The following is a 14888-nucleotide window of genomic DNA, read 5'->3' as shown; positions in this document are numbered from 1 at the left end:
GGTGGATTTTCGGATCGGATCTGAGGATCTGTAGGGTAGGAATCGCCCGATTTGAGGTTGGATGTCCCGGATCTGCGGGATCGCCAGCAGATAGTACGAACGGGGCAGGTTATGTGCGCCTGCTCTTTTTCCTATGCGCGGAGGAATGTGTCGATGGGTCAGGGCACCGGTACGCCGGATCACAGAACGACCGCCGTGAGAAGAGAACCCGCCACCCGCAGGCGTCGGACCGTCCGGGTCGCCGTGGCGACCGTCGTCGCGGCGCTGCCGCTGGCGGCCGTGCTGACGGTCGGTTCGGCTGCTCCGCTCGCCCCGCCGCTGGGCGCCTGCACGGGCCCCGACTGCCCCGCCACCTGGCCGCCGCCGAACAACGGCGACTTCCCCGGCCGGGACGCCAGCATCAACGTCTTCACCGGCGGCGACTACACGGTGACCGGTCGCGCCGCCGAGGCCGAGGGCAAGATCGTCACGCTGGGGAACCTGACCGTCGAGAAGAACGGCGGCGGCATCTACAACATGGGCGTCGTCGGCGTCGGCTCGCGCGTCGTTCCGCCCAACGGCAGCGACTTCGTCACCACCGGCGGCAACGTCGACGTCGTGACCGGCAACTCGATCCTGATCGGCGGGAGCGACTCCCACGGCCCGGCCTTCGGCAACCTGCGCCACGCGGGCAGCGTCACCGGCACCGTCAGCATCGACCCCACCGGCCAGGCGATCCAGGACCCGAACGCCGCCGCCCCGTACCAGACGGTGCTCACCCAGATCGAGGAGATCTCCGACTGCGTCGGGAAGGCCACCGCGACCGGCACCGTCGACATCTCCTCCAGCCAGGCGACCTTCACCGGCGACGGGACCAGCCTGAAGCAGGTCTTCAACGTCACCCAGAACCTCGCCTCGCCGAGCGGCGGGCAGATCGGACTGGTCTTCAACAACATCCCGGCCGGGGCCACCGTCGTGGTGAACATGCTCGGGGACAGCCCGATCATCAACACCTACACGGGCACCGGCCTGGCCGGGGACCAGACCACCGACATGCGGTCGAAGCTGATGTACAACTTCCCGACCGCGACCTCGGCGCAGATCCTCGGCAGCGCCCAGTTCCAGGGCTCGGTCCTGGCCGGCAACCCGGGCGGCACCACGACCATCGCCCAGCCCGGGATGAACGGCCGGGTGTACCTCGCGGGCAACCTGATCCACACCGGCACCGGCGGCTACGAGATCCACAGCTACCCGTTCGACGGGGACCTGCCGGACTGCCAGACGACGCCGAGCCCGTCGCCGTCCACCTCGCCGTCCACCTCGCCGTCGTCGTCCCCGTCTTCCTCGCCGTCCTCGTCGCCCTCTTCCTCCCCGTCTTCCTCGGCGTCCTCTTCGCCGTCGTCGTCCCCGTCGTCCTCGCCCTCCTCCTCCTCCTCGCCGTCGTCGTCCCCGTCCTCGTCGCCCTCGGCCAGTCCGTCCAGCTCGGGCCCGGCCCCGACCAGCCACCACCCGTCCGAGCGCCCGACCAGCCACCACCCCGGTGGCGGCGGTGAGCTGCCCTCCACCGGCGCGGGCAACGCCCCGGTGGTCTTCGGCCTGGCCGGCGTCGGCCTGCTCGGCCTCGGCGGTCTCGCCGTCCTGGCCGCCCGCCGTCGCGGTCGCCACAGCTAGGGCCGGTCCGGGGCAACGAGCGCCCGAGCAACAGCAACAACGGCCCAGGCCGCCCGCGTCGACCCCGACCGGGCGGCCTGGGCCGTGTCGGCGGCCCGCCGCAGGTACGCGTCGGCCCCTCGCCCAGTGCGGGCGAGGGGCCGACGGCGGCTCAGCGGGAGCGGAAGAAGCGGTCCACCGTGCGGCGGCCGGCGGCGACGGCGTGCACCGGTTCGCCGACCACCCGGCCGGCCTCGGCTTCGGCGCGGATGGCGTCGGCGTGTTCGGTGCGGCCCTCGGTCGCGTCCCACCGCTCGGCCTGGACCCGCTCGACGCGGGGGAGGAGGCGGTGGCCCAGCGTCCACGTGATCAGGAAGAGCAGGGTCAACCCCAGGGCCAGCATGAAGGGTTCGGGCTCAAGCGGTCCGAGTTCGATGTTCATGCAAACCTCCCTTTATGGCTGACGGTAAGTCAGCAAAGAGGCTTCCCAAGGGTGATGGGGGTCGAACTTTACCTGGACATGACCTGCGTCACTGTTCCGTGGCGGACTGTCCGCCGACGCCGGGCCCCGACCGCGCCGCCGGGCCTCAGGTCACCTCGCCCCGGCGGGAGAACCGCTCCGCCCGCCACTCCCCGCCGGCCAGCACCTCGGCCAGCTCCCGGGCCGCGTCCCAGACGTCGGTGTACGAGAGGTACAGCGGGGTGAAGCCGAACCGCATGAGGTCGGGCGCGCGGAAGTCCCCGATCACGCCGCGCGCGATCAGCGCCTGCACCACCGGGTAGCCGTCGGCGTGCCGCAGCGCGACCTGGCTGCCCCGCCGGGCGTGCTCGCGCGGGGTCGCCACCTCGATCCCGTCCAGCCCCTCGACCAGTCCGATGAAGAGGTCGGTCAGCGCCAGGCTCTTCGCCCGGACGGCGGCCAGGTCGGCGCGCTCCCAGACGTCGAGGCTGGCGCCCAGCGCGGCCTGCCCGAGCAGTGACGGCGAACTGGTCAGGAACCGCCCGATGCCCGGCTTGGGGTCGTACCCGGGCTCGAAGGCGAACGGGCGGGCGTGCCCGAACCAGCCGCTCAGCGGTTGCCGCGGGCCGGCCGCCAGGTGCCGCTCCGCGGCGTACAGGAAGGCCGGCGAACCGGGGCCGCCGTTCAGGTACTTGTAGGTGCAGCCGACCGCGAAGTCCGCGCCCGCGGCGCCGAGTTCGACCGGCAGCGCGCCCACCGAGTGGCAGACGTCCCAGATCATCAGCGCGCCCGCGGCCTGCACCCGGGCGGTGATCCCGGGCAGGTCCAGCAGCTCGCCGGTGCGGTAGTCCACGTGCGAGAGGACGACCGCGGCGACGTCGCCGTCCAGGTGCCGGTCCAGCCCCTCCGGCCGGACCAGCACGCTGCGCGCGCCCTCGACCAGGCCGGTGGCGCCCTCGGCGATGTACAGGTCGGTCGGGAACGCCTCGCCGTCGCCCAGCACCGTGCGCCGACCCGGGCGCAGCCGCAGCGCGGCGACGAGCACCTTGAACAGGTTCACCGAGGTGGTGTCGCAGACCACCACCTCCTCCGGCCCGGCCCCGACCAGCGGGGCGATCCGCCGTCCCAGCCGGTAGGGCTGCTCGAACCAGCCGGCGTCGTTCCAGCTGCGGATCAGCTCCCGGCCCCACTCCTCCTCGACCACCTGCCGCACCCGCTCCGCGGTGCGTACCGGTAGCGCGCCGAGCGAGTTCCCGTCCAGGTAGACCACCCCGTCCGGCAGGGCGAACTCCTTGCGGAACGCCGCCAGCGGGTCGACGGCGTCCAGTGCCGCGCACTCCTCGCGCGTGACCATGCCCATCCCCTCGTTCACAGCTCGTCCCGGATCGTCCACAGCTCCGGGAAGACGTCCTGCTCGGCGGACCTGCGCAGCCAGCTCAGCCCGCTGGAGCCGCCCGAGCCGGGCTTGCCGCCCATGGTCCGCTTGACCGCGGACAGGTGGCGCTGGCGCCAGCGGGTGACCCGCTCGGCGACGTCCAGCAGCGCCTCGGCGAGCGGCTGAAGGTCGGCGTGCTCCGGGTCGGTGTAGACCAGGCGCCAGGCCGCGGCGACCTCGTCGCTGGCGCGGTAGCGCTGCTCGGAGGGCTCCGGGCGCAGCGGCAGGCCGCGCCGGGCCAGCAGGGCCAGCGCGTCGTCGTACAGGCCGGGGGAGCGCAGCGCCTCGGTCAGCTCGGCCTGCGTCCGCGGCATCCCGTCGTACATCGCGAGCAGTGCGGCGTTCTTGTTGCCGAGCAGGAACTCCAGGTGCAGGAAGGCCGCGGACTGGAAGCCGGAGGCCTGGCCGAACTCCGCGCGGAAGCCGTTGAACTCCTGCGGCGTCATGGTGGCCAGCAGGTCCCAGGACTCCACCAGCACGTCCTGCGCGTGGGTGCCGCGCCGCAGCGCGGCCAGCGCGGCGGGCAGGTCGTCCTCGCGCAGCGCGCGCTGGGCGAGCGTCCACTCGTGCCGCAGCAGGTCGAACAGCAGCTCCATCACCTGCGTGGTGACGATGAACGACAGCTCGGCCGGCACCTTGCTGCGCGGGTGCTGCAGGCTGTGCAGCTCGTCCAGGCACACGTAGCGGGCGTACGGGGTGCCCCGATCCGGCTCCCCGCGCCGACCGAACGACAGGCTGGGCGTCTCCACCGTGTCGTGCCCCATCCCGATTCCTCCTGATCCACCCGGGCCCGTCGCCCGGACCGGCGACCAGACGGACGGCCTGGTTCCACCGGGGTGCCCATTGTGCGGCGGTGCGACCCCCCGGTTGAATGGTCGACGGACACCGCAACCGCGATCCGGGCTGTCGTTCGCGAGGCGTTCGGCCGATTCGCTTTACGATCGCGAAACCACCCATTCCAGTCACTCCGGGAGCCGCCATGGACGCCGTCGACCGCCGCCTGCTGGCCGAGTTGCAGACCGACGCCAGGCTCTCCTACAACGAACTCTCCCGCCGGGTGAGCCTGTCCGCACCCGCGGTGGCCGAACGGGTCCGCCGACTGGAGTCCGACGGCGTGATCACCGGGTACCACGCCCACGTGGACCTCAGCCGGGCCGGACTGCCGATCACCGCGCTGGTCCAGATCCAGTGCTACGGCCCGCGCTGCGTGCTGCGCGACCCCCAGGTGGCCGCCTGGCCGGAGGTGCTCCAGCTGCACCGGGTCACCGGCGGGGCCTGCTGCGCGCTGCTGGTCGCGGTGCCCACGATGGCCGATTTCGAGGCCCTGTGCGACCGGCTCGGCGGCTACGGCCAGCCGTCCAGCTCGATGATCCTCTCCAGCCCGGTGCCCTGGCGGCCGGTGGTCGCGCCCGCCGGGGCGTAGCGCCGTCGCCCGGCGCGGCGCGGCGCGGCGTGGCGCCATGGCGCCGTCACGGCCGCCGAGTGGCCCGGGGTCGGAACGGTAGGTTCCTCGGCATGCCGAACGAGCGTCACATCCTGCTGCTGCCCGGGAGCCTGCGGGCCGGTTCCACCAACGAGACCGTGCTGCGCACCGCCGCCGCCGTGGCCGCCGCCACCCCGGGCCTGCGGGCCACCTACTACGCGGGGCTGGCTGGCCTGCCGCACTTCAACCCGGACCACGACACCGACCCGCTGCCCGAGCCGGTGGCCGCCCTGCGCGCCGCCGTCGAGGCCGCCGACGCGCTGCTGGTCTGCACCCCCGAGTACGCCGGGACGCTGCCCGGCTCCTTCAAGAACCTGCTGGACTGGACGGTCGGCGGGACGGAGGTCTCGGACAAGCCCGCCGGATGGATCAACGCGGCCGGCCCGGGCCGGGGTCAGGGCGCGGAGGCCACCCTGCGCACCGTCCTCGGCTACACCGGCGCGGCCGTGGTGGACGGGGCCTGCGTCCGCATCCCGCTGGACCGCGGGGCGGTCGGCCCGGACGGGCTGGTCGCCGATCCGCTGGTGCGGGAGCGGATCGGCGAGGTGCTGGCCCGGCTGGCGGCCGCCGCGGTCTGACCGGCCGCGGTCTGACCGGCCGCGGTCTGACCGGCCGCGGCCTGGCGGGCGGCGGCCTGGCGGGCGGTGGCCGGGCTCAGTGCCCTTCGGGCAGGTGCACCCCGAGCCCGGCCAGGCCGGTCAGGAACAGCTCCACGCCGACCGCCGCGAGCAGCAGCCCGAGCAGCCGGGAGAGCACCTCCAGCGAGGTGCGGTGGGTGCGCTGCATCAGCGGCGCGAGCAGGGCCACGCAGACGTAGTTGATCACCACGACCGCGAGGTAGGCCCCGCCGATGGTGGCCTTCCAGCCCCAGTCGTTGCGGGCGAGCGAGGCGACCAGCACGGCGGTGACCGCGAGCGGGCTGGCGATGTACGGCAGCAGCAGTTCGCGGATGCCGTCCACCATCGGGTTCGGCAGGTGGTCGCCGTCCTCGCTCTCGCCGCCGAGGTGGACGCCGAAGACCAGCGCGACCGCGTAGATGAAGAAGATCGCCCCGCCGGCGAGCTGCAGCGACTGGTCGCTGATGTGGAAGAGCGTGGTGACCTCGTCCGCGGTGAAGCCGAGCACCAGGCCGATCACCGCCGAGATGATCGTGCTCCACGCCGCCAGCCGCCGCAGTTCCCGGGTGCTCCGGGTGGAGGCCAGCCGGGCGAAGGCCAGCAGGACCTTGGGCGGGCCGACCACGGCGAAGAAGGTGATGAAGGCGCTGCTCAGATTGAAGACGAACATGCGCCAAGCATGACCGCGGCGGCTGGTGCGGCCGCTCCGCCACGCCACGCCCCGCGGTCGGGCGTGGCGTGAATCTCGTCGGGGGGCGGTTCATTCCCGGTCGCCGACGAATTCGCCCGGATGGCCGTCCCGGCTCGAACGGGTGCGCGCTCTCGGCTCCCATGGAAGTCGGATCACCTGCCCGGGAGCGAGGATGCGACATGTGTCTGAACCGTAAGGACCTGGGCCTGCTGGCCCTGCGCGGCGCGGTCGGCGGGGTGCTGATCGCGCACGGCACCCAGAAGCTGTTCGGCTGGTTCGGCGGCGGCGGCCTGGAGGGCACCGCCCAGGCGATGGAGCACATGGGCTTCCACCCCGGCCGGCAGAGCGCCATCGCGGCGGGCGCCGGTGAGGCGGGCGGCGGCGTGCTGCTGGTCGCCGGGCTGGCCACCGGGGCGGCCGGCGCGGTGGTGGCCGGGACGATGGCCGGCGCGGTGGCGGTGCACGCCCCCGGGGGCTTCTTCGCGACCTCCGGCGGCTACGAGTACCCGGCCTTCCTCGGCGCGGCCGGGCTGGCGCTCGGCCTGGCCGGTCCGGGGCGGTACTCGCTGGACCACCTGACCTGCCACGTCCTCGACCGGCCGTGGATGGGCCTGGCGGCCTTCGCGGGGTCCGTCGCCGGGGCGTACGGCGTGGTGGCGCGGCGCCGGCACGTGGTGCGGCTGCGCGAGGAGCGGGCCGCGATGGAGGCGGACGCGCAGGAGGGTTCGGGGCTGTCCTGACGCGCCGGCGGCCCCAGGTCCTGTCCGGGGGCGGCCCGCGCCAGCCTTGCTCGGCCGGGTCACCCGGAGGCACCAGTCCTGCTGGCGGCCCCCGGGCGGCCCTCGGAGGGTGGGCGGGGAGGCGTGCCGGGCAGCCCGGCGCCGAGGCAGAAACGAGGGACCGCATGGACCGCCTGGACCGCATGGACCGCCAGCCGCTCACCCGGATCGGTTCGAGGCCGCGGGTCACCGCACAGCACCTGGACGCGCCGCCGGTGCGCCGCCAACGCCGGGCGGTGGCCGGGGTGTTGGCCGCCACCATGGTCGCCGCGGTGGCGCTGGCGGGCTGCTCCTCCGGAAAGAGCGCGAGCAGCGTGGCCACCTCGGCCTCCGCCGCGATCGAGCGGGGCGCCTCGGCCGCCGCGTCCGCCGCCTCGGCGCTGGCCTCGGTGGCGGGCGGGGCGGGGGCGGTGATCGCCTCGGCGGAGGCGCGGGCCTCGGCGGCGGTGTCGGCGGCCTCCTCGGCGGTCGCCGGGATCAAGGGCGGGCTGGACGCCAAGGGGGACGTGGCCGTCGGGGCGGTGAGCACCGGCTCGGACGGCAGGGCGCAGGTGGAGCTGACCGTCACCAACCACGGGCAGCAGTCGTACCGGTACGTGATCCAGGTCGACTTCACCGACGACTCCGGCTCGGTGCAGGACGCGACCGCGGTGACGGTCCAGGACGTGGCGGCCGGCCGGAGCGCCCAGGCCACCGCGCGCAGCAACCGGGACCTCTCGGGCAGCCTGAAGGCCGTGGTGGCGAACGCGCTGCGCTACTGACTTCCCGCTACTGGCTCCCCGCTACTGGCCCGCAGGTCAGCGAGGGTATCGGGCGGGGGCCGAACCTTAAGCGCGGCTCAAGGCCCAACGGGACCCCTTGACGGGGGAGTTGGTCTAGTCCATTTTTATTGCCCAGGTGCAGGGAGCCCCTGAACCGGCGTCAACGGCCTCGTGCCGCGGGCGCCGGTTCGGCACATCCCGGTGTCCGTCCAGGCCCGATCCCGCTGATCCCGCTCGATTCCCCGCACGATTCCCCGCACTGAGCTGTCATGTCCCGGTCGCCCGACCCCACCTCGGGCGCATCCCCACGGGACGACGCAAACCCCCACAACCAGGAGTCACGCACCCATGCTGCGTTCACGCATTGAAAGGGCCGGGACCCCGGCTCCGACGGGCGGCCGTCGACGCCGCCCGAAGAGCCTGGCCGCCGTCGCGGCCGGCACCGCGGCCTCCGTGCTGCTCGGCGCGGGCCTCGCGCTGACCGGCGGCGCCGCGGCCAATGCCGCGACCACCAACACCACCGGCGCGGCCGCCACCAGCGGCGGCATCAAGGTCGCCTACTACGACCAGTGGTCGGTCTACGCCAACGCGTACTACCCGAAGACGATCCAGGACACCGGCGTGGCCGGGAAGCTCGACTACCTGATCTACGACTTCGGGAACATCCACCCGACCGACCTGGGCTGTTTCGAGGCGACCAAGGCCGCCGACACGAACGACAACAACCCCAACGCGGGTGACGGCGCGGCCGACGCGTTCGCCGACTACCAGAAGAGCTTCGGCGCGGACATCTCGGTCGACGGCGTCGGCGACGTCTGGAACCAGCCGATCGCGGGCAACTTCAACCAGCTGAAGAAGCTGAAGGCGAAGAACCCCAACCTCAAGATCCTGCTCTCGCTGGGTGGTTGGACCTACTCCAAGTACTTCTCGCCGGCGGCCGCCACGGACGCCTCGCGCAAGCACCTGGTCTCGTCCTGCCTCGACATGTTCATCAAGGGCAACCTCCCGAGCGACGCCGGCTACGGCGGCCCGGGCACCGGCGCCGGTGTCTTCGACGGCATCGACATCGACTGGGAGTACCCGGGCGGCGGCGGCCACACCGGCAACATCTCCAGCCCGGCCGACAAGCAGAACTTCACGGCGCTGCTGAAGGAGTTCCGCACCCAGCTGGACGCCCAGGGCAAGGCCGACAACAAGACCTACGCCCTGTCGGCGGCGGTCGGCGCCGGCCAGGACAAGATCATGAACGTCGAGACCGACAAGATCGGTCAGTACCTCACCTTCCTCGACGTCATGACCTACGACATGCACGGCGGCTGGGACGCCCAGGGGCCGACCAACCACCAGGCCGCGCTCTACGCGGGCCCGAACGACCCGTCGACCCCGGTCAAGCCGGGCCACGGCAAGTACTCGATCGACAACGCCATCAAGGCGTGGACGGTCGGCGACGCGGACTACGGGATCCCCGGCGGCTTCCCCGCGAACAAGATCAACATGGGTGTGCCGTTCTACTACCGCGGCTGGACCGGCGTCCAGAACAACGGCAAGAACGGCCTGTTCCAGCCCGCCGCCAGCCCGGCGACCGGCGCGGCGATGTCCGGCAACGTCCCCGGTATCCAGATGTACAAGGAGCTCGCGGGCTTCGTCGACAACCCGTCCAAGACCTTCTGGGACGACGACGCCAAGGCCACGTACTTCTACGACGGCAACACCTTCTGGAGCGGTGAGGACACCCGGTCGATCCAGGCCAAGCTCGACTACGCGCACTGCAACGGCCTCGGCGGCTCCTTCGCCTTCTCGCTGTACGACCTGGGCACCAAGACCGGCCTGTTCGACACGATGGTGAACGCCACCAACGGCTCCGCCGCCGGTTGCCCGGCCCCGCCGACCGGCACCCCGAGCAGCACGGCGACCCCGACCCAGACCCCGACCGGCACGCCCACGGGCACGCCGACCGGCACCCCCACGGGTACCCCGACCGGTACCCCCACCGGCACCCCGACCTCGCCGGCCGGCTGCCCGGCCGCCCCGAGCTGGGACGCCAACACCACCTACGCGGCCGGCGGCACCAAGGTCTCGTGGAAGGGCCACTACTACACCAACAAGTGGTGGACCAAGGGCGACGACCCGAGCCAGGGCGGCCAGTGGGGCGTCTGGACCGACAACGGCGCCTGCTGACCCCTCGGGCGGCATGAGCTGAGGGCCTGACGGACCCTCGCAGCACCTGAACCAAGCAGTCCGGCCCGCCGGGGGAGCACCCCCGGCGGGCCGGACTCGTTGCGTTTCGGGGGCGCGATCCGGGCGTGCAATCCGGGAGTGCAACCCTGGCGCGCGGCTCAGGCCGGGTCGGCGGTGCGCCCGAGCGCGTCCGGCCGGCTCTCCTCGATCCGCCGCAGCATCCGCGCCAGGATCGCGGACAGCACGGTCCGCTCCTCGCCCGTGACGTCCTGGAGCAGTTCCTCCTCGAACACCGCCGCCATCCGCATCGACTCCAGCCACTTGTCGCGGCCGTTGTCGGTGAGTTCGATGATCACCCGGACCCGGTTGGTCTCGTCGCGCTCCCGGGTGACGAGGTCCTCGGCCACCATCCGGTCGATCCGGTGCGTCATCGCGGCCGGGGTGAGCCCGAGCCGCTTGGCCAGCTCGCCCGGTCCGAGCTGGTACGGGCTGCCGGAGACCACCAGCGCCTTGAGTACCTCCCACTCGGCGGCCGTGATTCCCAGCACAGTCAGCTGCCGGTCGTAGGCCACGCCCATCCGTCGGGCGACCCGGGACAGGGTCTGCACGATGGTCTCCACCTGGGGGTCCACGGTGGGGAATTCCCGCTGGTAGACGGCCACCTGCTCGGCGATGCCCAGCTCCCTGGCGGTGGCAGGCGCGGGCTTGTCCGTAGTCATGCGGACCAGTGTCGCACGGAGGCGTGCATCCCCTTAAGCCTTTGACTCGACACTCTTCCGGTGCTAAGACTTTATCTTGTCAAACTTTAGCTCTGAAATCTTCTGGACCTTAAGAGTATCCAGTTGAATCCAGGAAGGGATGTGCACGGTGACCGGCACGGTGAAGCAGCAGAGGCGGCAGCGACGCGGGGCGGGCGGCCCGCTGCGCCGCGTCCAGATCGGCAACGCGCTCAGCGCGTTCGGCAGCGGCTTCACGATGCCGTACATGTTCGTGTACGTGGACCAGGTGCGCGGGCTGGGTTCGCTGGCGGCCGGGATGGTGTTCACCGTCTTCGCGCTGGCGGCGCTCGCCGTCCTCCCGTTCACCGGTCGCGGCATCGACAGGTACGGGCCCCGCCCGGTCCTGCTGGCCGGCACGGCGCTCGCCGCCACCGGCGCGTTCGCCTTCGGCCACGCCACCGGCACCCCGGCCCTGCTGGTCTCCTCCTTCCTGTTCGGCGCGGGTGTCACCACCTGTCAGCCGGCGCTCGCCACGATGATCGTCCGCTGCTCGACGGCCGCGACCCGCTCGCACGCCTTCGCGCTCCAGTTCACCCTGGTCAACCTGGGCATGGGCATCGGCGCCCTGGTCGGCGGCCAGATCGTGAACGTCGCCGACCCGGCCAGCCTCACCCGGCTGTTCACCATCGAGGCGGCGACCTTCCTCGGCCTGGCCCTGGTCACCGGCACCGCCCGGATGCCGGCCAACCCGCTGATCCCCCTCCAGGAGAAGAGCGACGGCCCGACCGGCCTGCGCGCGCTGGTCGCCGACAAGGCGATGCTGCGGCTCTGCGCGCTCGCCGGGCTGATCTTCTTCACCTGCTACGGCCAGTTCGAGTCCGGCGTCGCGGCCTTCGCCACCGACACCGTCGGCACGCCGCCCTCCACCCTGGGCTTCGCGATCGGCGCCAACGCGCTGACCATCGTCGTCCTGCAGATGTTCATGGTGCGGATCACCGCGCGCCGCCGCCGCACCACCGCGATGGCCGCGGCCGGCGTGGTCTGGCTCGGCGCCTGGGCGATGGCCCTGGTGGCCGGCCTGATCCGGACCGAGACCATGGCCGCCACGGTCGCGATCGTCTCGATCTACGCCCTGTTCGGCGTCGGCGAGTCGCTGCTCGCGCCCACCATGGGCCCGATCGTCGCCGACCTCGCCCCGGCCCGGCTGCTGGGCACCTACAACTCCGGGTACGCCCTGGTGAAGCAGATCGCCATCGCGGTCGGCCCGGCCGTCGGCGTGCTGCTGGTCGGCTCCGGCACCTGGCCGCTCTACCTCGCGGCCATGGCGGGCTCCACGCTGCTGGTCGTCGTCCTGGCGCTGCGGCTGCGCCCGTACCTCACGCCGGAGCAGGACAACGCGGCCCCGGCCGTGGTCCGCACCACGGTCGTCCGGGAGCTGCAGACGGCGGCGTGACCGCCGACGGGGGCTGTGGGCGGCCGCGTGACCGCCGACAAGGAGTTGCGGACGGCGGCGCGACCGCCGATCGAACAGGCGTGCCGACGGGCGCCGACCGGGTCACCTGGTCGGCGCCCGTCGCGCTTGGCTTCGCGACCACCGCCACATAGTGTCAGTGGCTGTTGGCCGCCCGGCCCGGTCGGTACAGGAGACCCGGCCGGCACAGGAGACAGGCGAATCGGCGAGGCAATGACGCAAGCGGCGCTCACGCACCCCCCGGCGGTCCAGGCCCCGGCCCCCGCCGCCCCGGCACCGGTCCGGGGCCGGCTGCTCCGCCTGTCGGCCGACTGGTCCGGCTGGCTCGGGCCGATCGGCGTCGCGCTCTTCGCCGGCCTGCTGCGGTTCTGGAACCTCGGCTACCCCAACGCCTTCGTCTTCGACGAGACGTACTACCCCAAGGACGCCTGGTCGCTGCTGCGGCAGGGTTACGAGGGCAGCTGGCCGGACCACGCCAACACCGACGTCCTGGCCGTCCCGCAGCACATCCCGCTCACCTCCGCGCCCGAGTTCATCGCCCACCCGCCGCTCGGCAAATGGGTGATGGCGATCGGCGAGCAGCTGTTCGGCCTGCACCCCTTCGGCTGGCGGTTCATGACCGCCCTGCTCGGCACCGTCACCGTGCTGATGCTCGCCCGGATCGGCCGCCGGCTCTTCGGCTCCACCCTGATCGGCTGCACCGCGGCCCTGCTGATGGCCGTCGACGGCCTCCAACTGGTGATGAGCCGGGTCGGGCTGCTCGACGGCATCCAGATGTTCTTCGTGCTCGCCGCCTTCGGCAGCCTCCTGATCGACCGCGACCACGTCCGCGCCCGGCTGGCCGGCGTCACCGACGGCGACCGCGCCCGGCTCGGCCTGCGCCCCTGGCGGATCGCCGCCGGGGTGCTCCTCGGCGCCGCCTGCGCCGTCAAGTGGAACGGCGCGATGATCCTCGCGGCCTTCGGCCTGCTGACCGTCCTGTGGGACCAGTCCGGCCGCCGCGGGGCCGGCGCCCGCCGCCCCTGGCGCTCGATGCTGCGCCGCGACGCCGTCCCCGCCTTCCTCGCCATGGTCGGCTCCGCCTTGGTGGTGTACGTCGGCGCCTGGGCCGGCTGGCTCGCCAGCGGCGGCAACGGCGAGGGCGGGTACGACCGGCACTGGGCCGACGGCCGCCCCGGCCTGTCCCTGGACGCCTTCCTCGGCGTCCCGCTGCCGCAGGTGTCGATGAGCTGGGTGCCCGCGCCGCTGCGCAGCCTGTGGCACTACCACTCGCAGATGTACGACTTCAACACCGGGCTGAGCACCCCGCACACCTACCAGTCCAACCCCTTCAGCTGGCTGGTCGTCGGCCGCCCCGTCTCCATGTACTGGGAGCAGGTCCCGAACGGGCAGCACGGCTGCACCGCCACCGGCGGCTGCGCGTCCCAGATCCTCGGCCTCGGCACCCCGCTGCTCTGGTGGACGGCCTGCTTCGCCCTGGTCTACCTGCTGTGGCGCTGGTTCTTCCGCCGGGACTGGCGCTCGGGCGCCGTGCTGTGCGCCGTCGCCGGGATCTACCTGCCCTGGTTCCAGTACCAGGAGCGGACCGTCTTCTCCTTCTACATGGTCGTCCTGGTGCCGTTCCTGTGCCTGGCCGTCGCGCAGATGCTCGGGGCGATCCTCGGCCCGGCCGGGTGCAGCCCCGAACGCCGCCGGATCGGCGCGGCCGGCGCCGGGCTGATCGTGCTCGCCATCGTCGCCTGCTTCGCCTTCTTCTACCCGCTGTACACGGCGGAGGTGATCCCGATGACGTCCTGGCAGGACCGGATGTGGTTCACCAGCTGGATCTGACGCCGGTGCGCCTGTCCGCCGCGGGCGGTCAGCTGCTGCCCGTCACCCCGATGCTCGGGGTGGTCACCGCCGTCCTGCTGCTGGCCGCCGTCGCGGTGGCTGGCCGGGGCCTGCTCGGCCACGGGCACGCGGTGCTGCGGGCCGGACTGCGCGCGGTGGTGCAACTGGCCGCCGTCGCCGCGGTGATCAGCTGGGTGGTCGGCTCGCTCTGGTGGTCGGCGCTGTTCGTGCTGCTGATGTTCACCGTCGCGGTGCGCACCGCCGGGCGGCGGATGACCCCCGGCCCCGACTGGGTCTGGGCGGCCGCGCCGATCGGCGCCGGCGTGCTGCCGGTGCTCGCCCTGCTGCTGGCCGTCGGACTGCTGCCGGCCAAGGGCCTGTCCGTCATCCCCGTCGCCGGCATCCTGATCGGCGGCGCGCTCACCGCCACCTCGCTGGCCGGGCGGCGCGCCCTCGACGAACTGCGGCAGCGCCGCGGCGAGGTGGAGGCGGCCCTGGCGCTCGGCTTCGAGGACCGCGACGCCCGGCTGGAGATCTGCCGCACCGCCGCCGCGACCTCGCTGGTGCCCGCCCTCGACCAGACCCGGACGGTCGGCCTGGTCACCCTCCCCGGCGCCTTCGTCGGCATGCTGCTCGGCGGCGCCTCGCCCGTCCAGGCGGGGGCGGTGCAGTTGTTCGTGCTGGTCGGGCTGCTGGCGGTGGAGTCGGTGGCGATCGTGGTGGTGCTGGAGCTGGTCGGCCGGGGGCTGGTGAGCGCGGGCTGGTGAGCGCGGGGGCGTCGGATCGGGTCGGGTGCCGGACGGGGGCGGGTACTGGGCCGCCTTGGGTACTGGAC

The 14888-nt window shown here is 72.9% G+C and carries 14 protein-coding genes; 9 read left to right on the top strand and 5 right to left on the bottom strand.

Annotation, left to right across the window (positions count from 1 at the left end; all coding sequences use genetic code 11):
- Positions 1–195: 195 nt before the first annotated feature.
- A complete protein-coding gene (locus tag AB0R04_RS18355; protein ID WP_363372344.1) occupies positions 196–1650 on the top strand; it encodes a choice-of-anchor A family protein in 1455 nt (484 codons plus the stop codon).
- 151 nt (positions 1651–1801) lie between these two features.
- On the opposite strand, the gene AB0R04_RS18350 is transcribed toward AB0R04_RS18355, so the two are convergent.
- The 3 genes from AB0R04_RS18350 to AB0R04_RS18340 form a co-directional block, all read right to left on the bottom strand.
- On the bottom strand, positions 1802–2071 hold the full coding sequence (locus tag AB0R04_RS18350) for a hypothetical protein (protein ID WP_363372342.1): 270 nt from the start codon (positions 2069–2071) through the stop codon (positions 1802–1804).
- 145 nt (positions 2072–2216) lie between these two features.
- The gene (gene kynU / locus AB0R04_RS18345; protein WP_363372340.1) at positions 2217–3443 is read right to left on the bottom strand and encodes a kynureninase; all 1227 of its coding nucleotides are present in this window, start codon (positions 3441–3443) and stop codon (positions 2217–2219) included.
- A gap of 14 nt (positions 3444–3457) precedes the next feature.
- On the bottom strand, positions 3458–4288 hold the full coding sequence (locus AB0R04_RS18340) for a tryptophan 2,3-dioxygenase family protein (protein WP_079135561.1): 831 nt from the start codon (positions 4286–4288) through the stop codon (positions 3458–3460).
- A 215-nt stretch (positions 4289–4503) separates the two neighbouring features.
- Here AB0R04_RS18340 and AB0R04_RS18335 point away from each other — a divergent pair, with 215 nt between their 5' ends.
- Both AB0R04_RS18335 and AB0R04_RS18330 read left to right on the top strand, forming a co-directional pair.
- Positions 4504–4947: an Lrp/AsnC family transcriptional regulator gene (locus AB0R04_RS18335; RefSeq protein ID WP_063347413.1), complete on the top strand. Its 444-nt coding sequence runs from the start codon at positions 4504–4506 to the stop codon at positions 4945–4947.
- Between the two features lie 92 nt (positions 4948–5039).
- Positions 5040–5585, top strand: a complete 546-nt coding sequence (locus AB0R04_RS18330) for an NADPH-dependent FMN reductase (protein WP_363372337.1) — start codon at positions 5040–5042, stop codon at positions 5583–5585.
- A gap of 76 nt (positions 5586–5661) precedes the next feature.
- Here the strand turns inward: AB0R04_RS18330 and AB0R04_RS18325 are convergent, their stop codons facing one another.
- The gene (locus tag AB0R04_RS18325; protein ID WP_363372335.1) at positions 5662–6294 is read right to left on the bottom strand and encodes a MarC family protein; all 633 of its coding nucleotides are present in this window, start codon (positions 6292–6294) and stop codon (positions 5662–5664) included.
- 200 nt (positions 6295–6494) lie between these two features.
- Between AB0R04_RS18325 and AB0R04_RS18320 the strand changes: the two genes are divergently transcribed.
- From AB0R04_RS18320 to AB0R04_RS18310, 3 genes are all read left to right on the top strand, one after another.
- A complete protein-coding gene (locus AB0R04_RS18320) occupies positions 6495–7055 on the top strand; it encodes a DoxX family membrane protein (protein ID WP_063347410.1) in 561 nt (186 codons plus the stop codon).
- Between the two features lie 164 nt (positions 7056–7219).
- Complete coding sequence (locus AB0R04_RS18315; RefSeq protein WP_363372332.1) at positions 7220–7855, top strand: hypothetical protein; 636 nt, start codon at positions 7220–7222, stop codon at positions 7853–7855.
- Between the two features lie 348 nt (positions 7856–8203).
- Positions 8204–10033, top strand: coding sequence for a glycosyl hydrolase family 18 protein (locus tag AB0R04_RS18310; protein ID WP_079135560.1), 1830 nt, complete (start codon positions 8204–8206; stop codon positions 10031–10033).
- A 158-nt stretch (positions 10034–10191) separates the two neighbouring features.
- On the opposite strand, the gene AB0R04_RS18305 is transcribed toward AB0R04_RS18310, so the two are convergent.
- Positions 10192–10752, bottom strand: coding sequence for a MarR family transcriptional regulator (locus AB0R04_RS18305; protein WP_363372330.1), 561 nt, complete (start codon positions 10750–10752; stop codon positions 10192–10194).
- A 148-nt stretch (positions 10753–10900) separates the two neighbouring features.
- On the opposite strand from AB0R04_RS18305, the gene AB0R04_RS18300 reads away from it, so the two are divergent.
- The 3 genes from AB0R04_RS18300 (at position 10901) to AB0R04_RS18290 (ending at position 14820) form a co-directional block, all read left to right on the top strand.
- Positions 10901–12205 carry an MFS transporter gene (locus tag AB0R04_RS18300; RefSeq protein ID WP_363372327.1) on the top strand — a complete coding sequence of 435 codons (1305 nt, stop codon included), beginning with the start codon at positions 10901–10903 and terminating at the stop codon, positions 12203–12205.
- Between the two features lie 231 nt (positions 12206–12436).
- Positions 12437–14053, top strand: a complete 1617-nt coding sequence (locus AB0R04_RS18295) for a phospholipid carrier-dependent glycosyltransferase (protein ID WP_363372324.1) — start codon at positions 12437–12439, stop codon at positions 14051–14053.
- 50 nt (positions 14054–14103) lie between these two features.
- Complete coding sequence (locus AB0R04_RS18290) at positions 14104–14820, top strand: ABC transporter permease (RefSeq protein WP_363372396.1); 717 nt, start codon at positions 14104–14106, stop codon at positions 14818–14820.
- The last annotated feature ends 68 nt before the right edge of the window (positions 14821–14888 follow it).

The organism is Kitasatospora sp. NPDC056731 (assembly GCF_040687675.1).
GTDB lineage: Bacteria > Actinomycetota > Actinomycetes > Streptomycetales > Streptomycetaceae > Kitasatospora.
The sequence above is the reverse complement of the archived record's forward strand: the minus strand, read 5'-3'. Positions and strand labels throughout refer to the sequence as shown.

What these genes read in the sequence shown, in the direction of transcription:
- AB0R04_RS18320 (WP_063347410.1), top strand. Translation starts at nt 6,495, where the DNA reads ATGTGTCTGAACCGTAAGGACCTGGGCCTGCTGGCCCTGCGCGGCGCG.
- kynU (WP_363372340.1), bottom strand. Translation starts at nt 3,443, where the DNA reads ATGGTCACGCGCGAGGAGTGCGCGGCACTGGACGCCGTCGACCCGCTG.
- AB0R04_RS18340 (WP_079135561.1), bottom strand. Translation starts at nt 4,288, where the DNA reads ATGGGGCACGACACGGTGGAGACGCCCAGCCTGTCGTTCGGTCGGCGC.
- AB0R04_RS18315 (WP_363372332.1), top strand. Translation starts at nt 7,220, where the DNA reads ATGGACCGCCTGGACCGCATGGACCGCCAGCCGCTCACCCGGATCGGT.
- AB0R04_RS18330 (WP_363372337.1), top strand. Translation starts at nt 5,040, where the DNA reads ATGCCGAACGAGCGTCACATCCTGCTGCTGCCCGGGAGCCTGCGGGCC.
- AB0R04_RS18305 (WP_363372330.1), bottom strand. Translation starts at nt 10,752, where the DNA reads ATGACTACGGACAAGCCCGCGCCTGCCACCGCCAGGGAGCTGGGCATC.
- AB0R04_RS18325 (WP_363372335.1), bottom strand. Translation starts at nt 6,294, where the DNA reads ATGTTCGTCTTCAATCTGAGCAGCGCCTTCATCACCTTCTTCGCCGTG.
- AB0R04_RS18310 (WP_079135560.1), top strand. Translation starts at nt 8,204, where the DNA reads ATGCTGCGTTCACGCATTGAAAGGGCCGGGACCCCGGCTCCGACGGGC.
- AB0R04_RS18335 (WP_063347413.1), top strand. Translation starts at nt 4,504, where the DNA reads ATGGACGCCGTCGACCGCCGCCTGCTGGCCGAGTTGCAGACCGACGCC.
- AB0R04_RS18290 (WP_363372396.1), top strand. Translation starts at nt 14,104, where the DNA reads ATGCTCGGGGTGGTCACCGCCGTCCTGCTGCTGGCCGCCGTCGCGGTG.
- AB0R04_RS18295 (WP_363372324.1), top strand. Translation starts at nt 12,437, where the DNA reads ATGACGCAAGCGGCGCTCACGCACCCCCCGGCGGTCCAGGCCCCGGCC.
- AB0R04_RS18350 (WP_363372342.1), bottom strand. Translation starts at nt 2,071, where the DNA reads ATGAACATCGAACTCGGACCGCTTGAGCCCGAACCCTTCATGCTGGCC.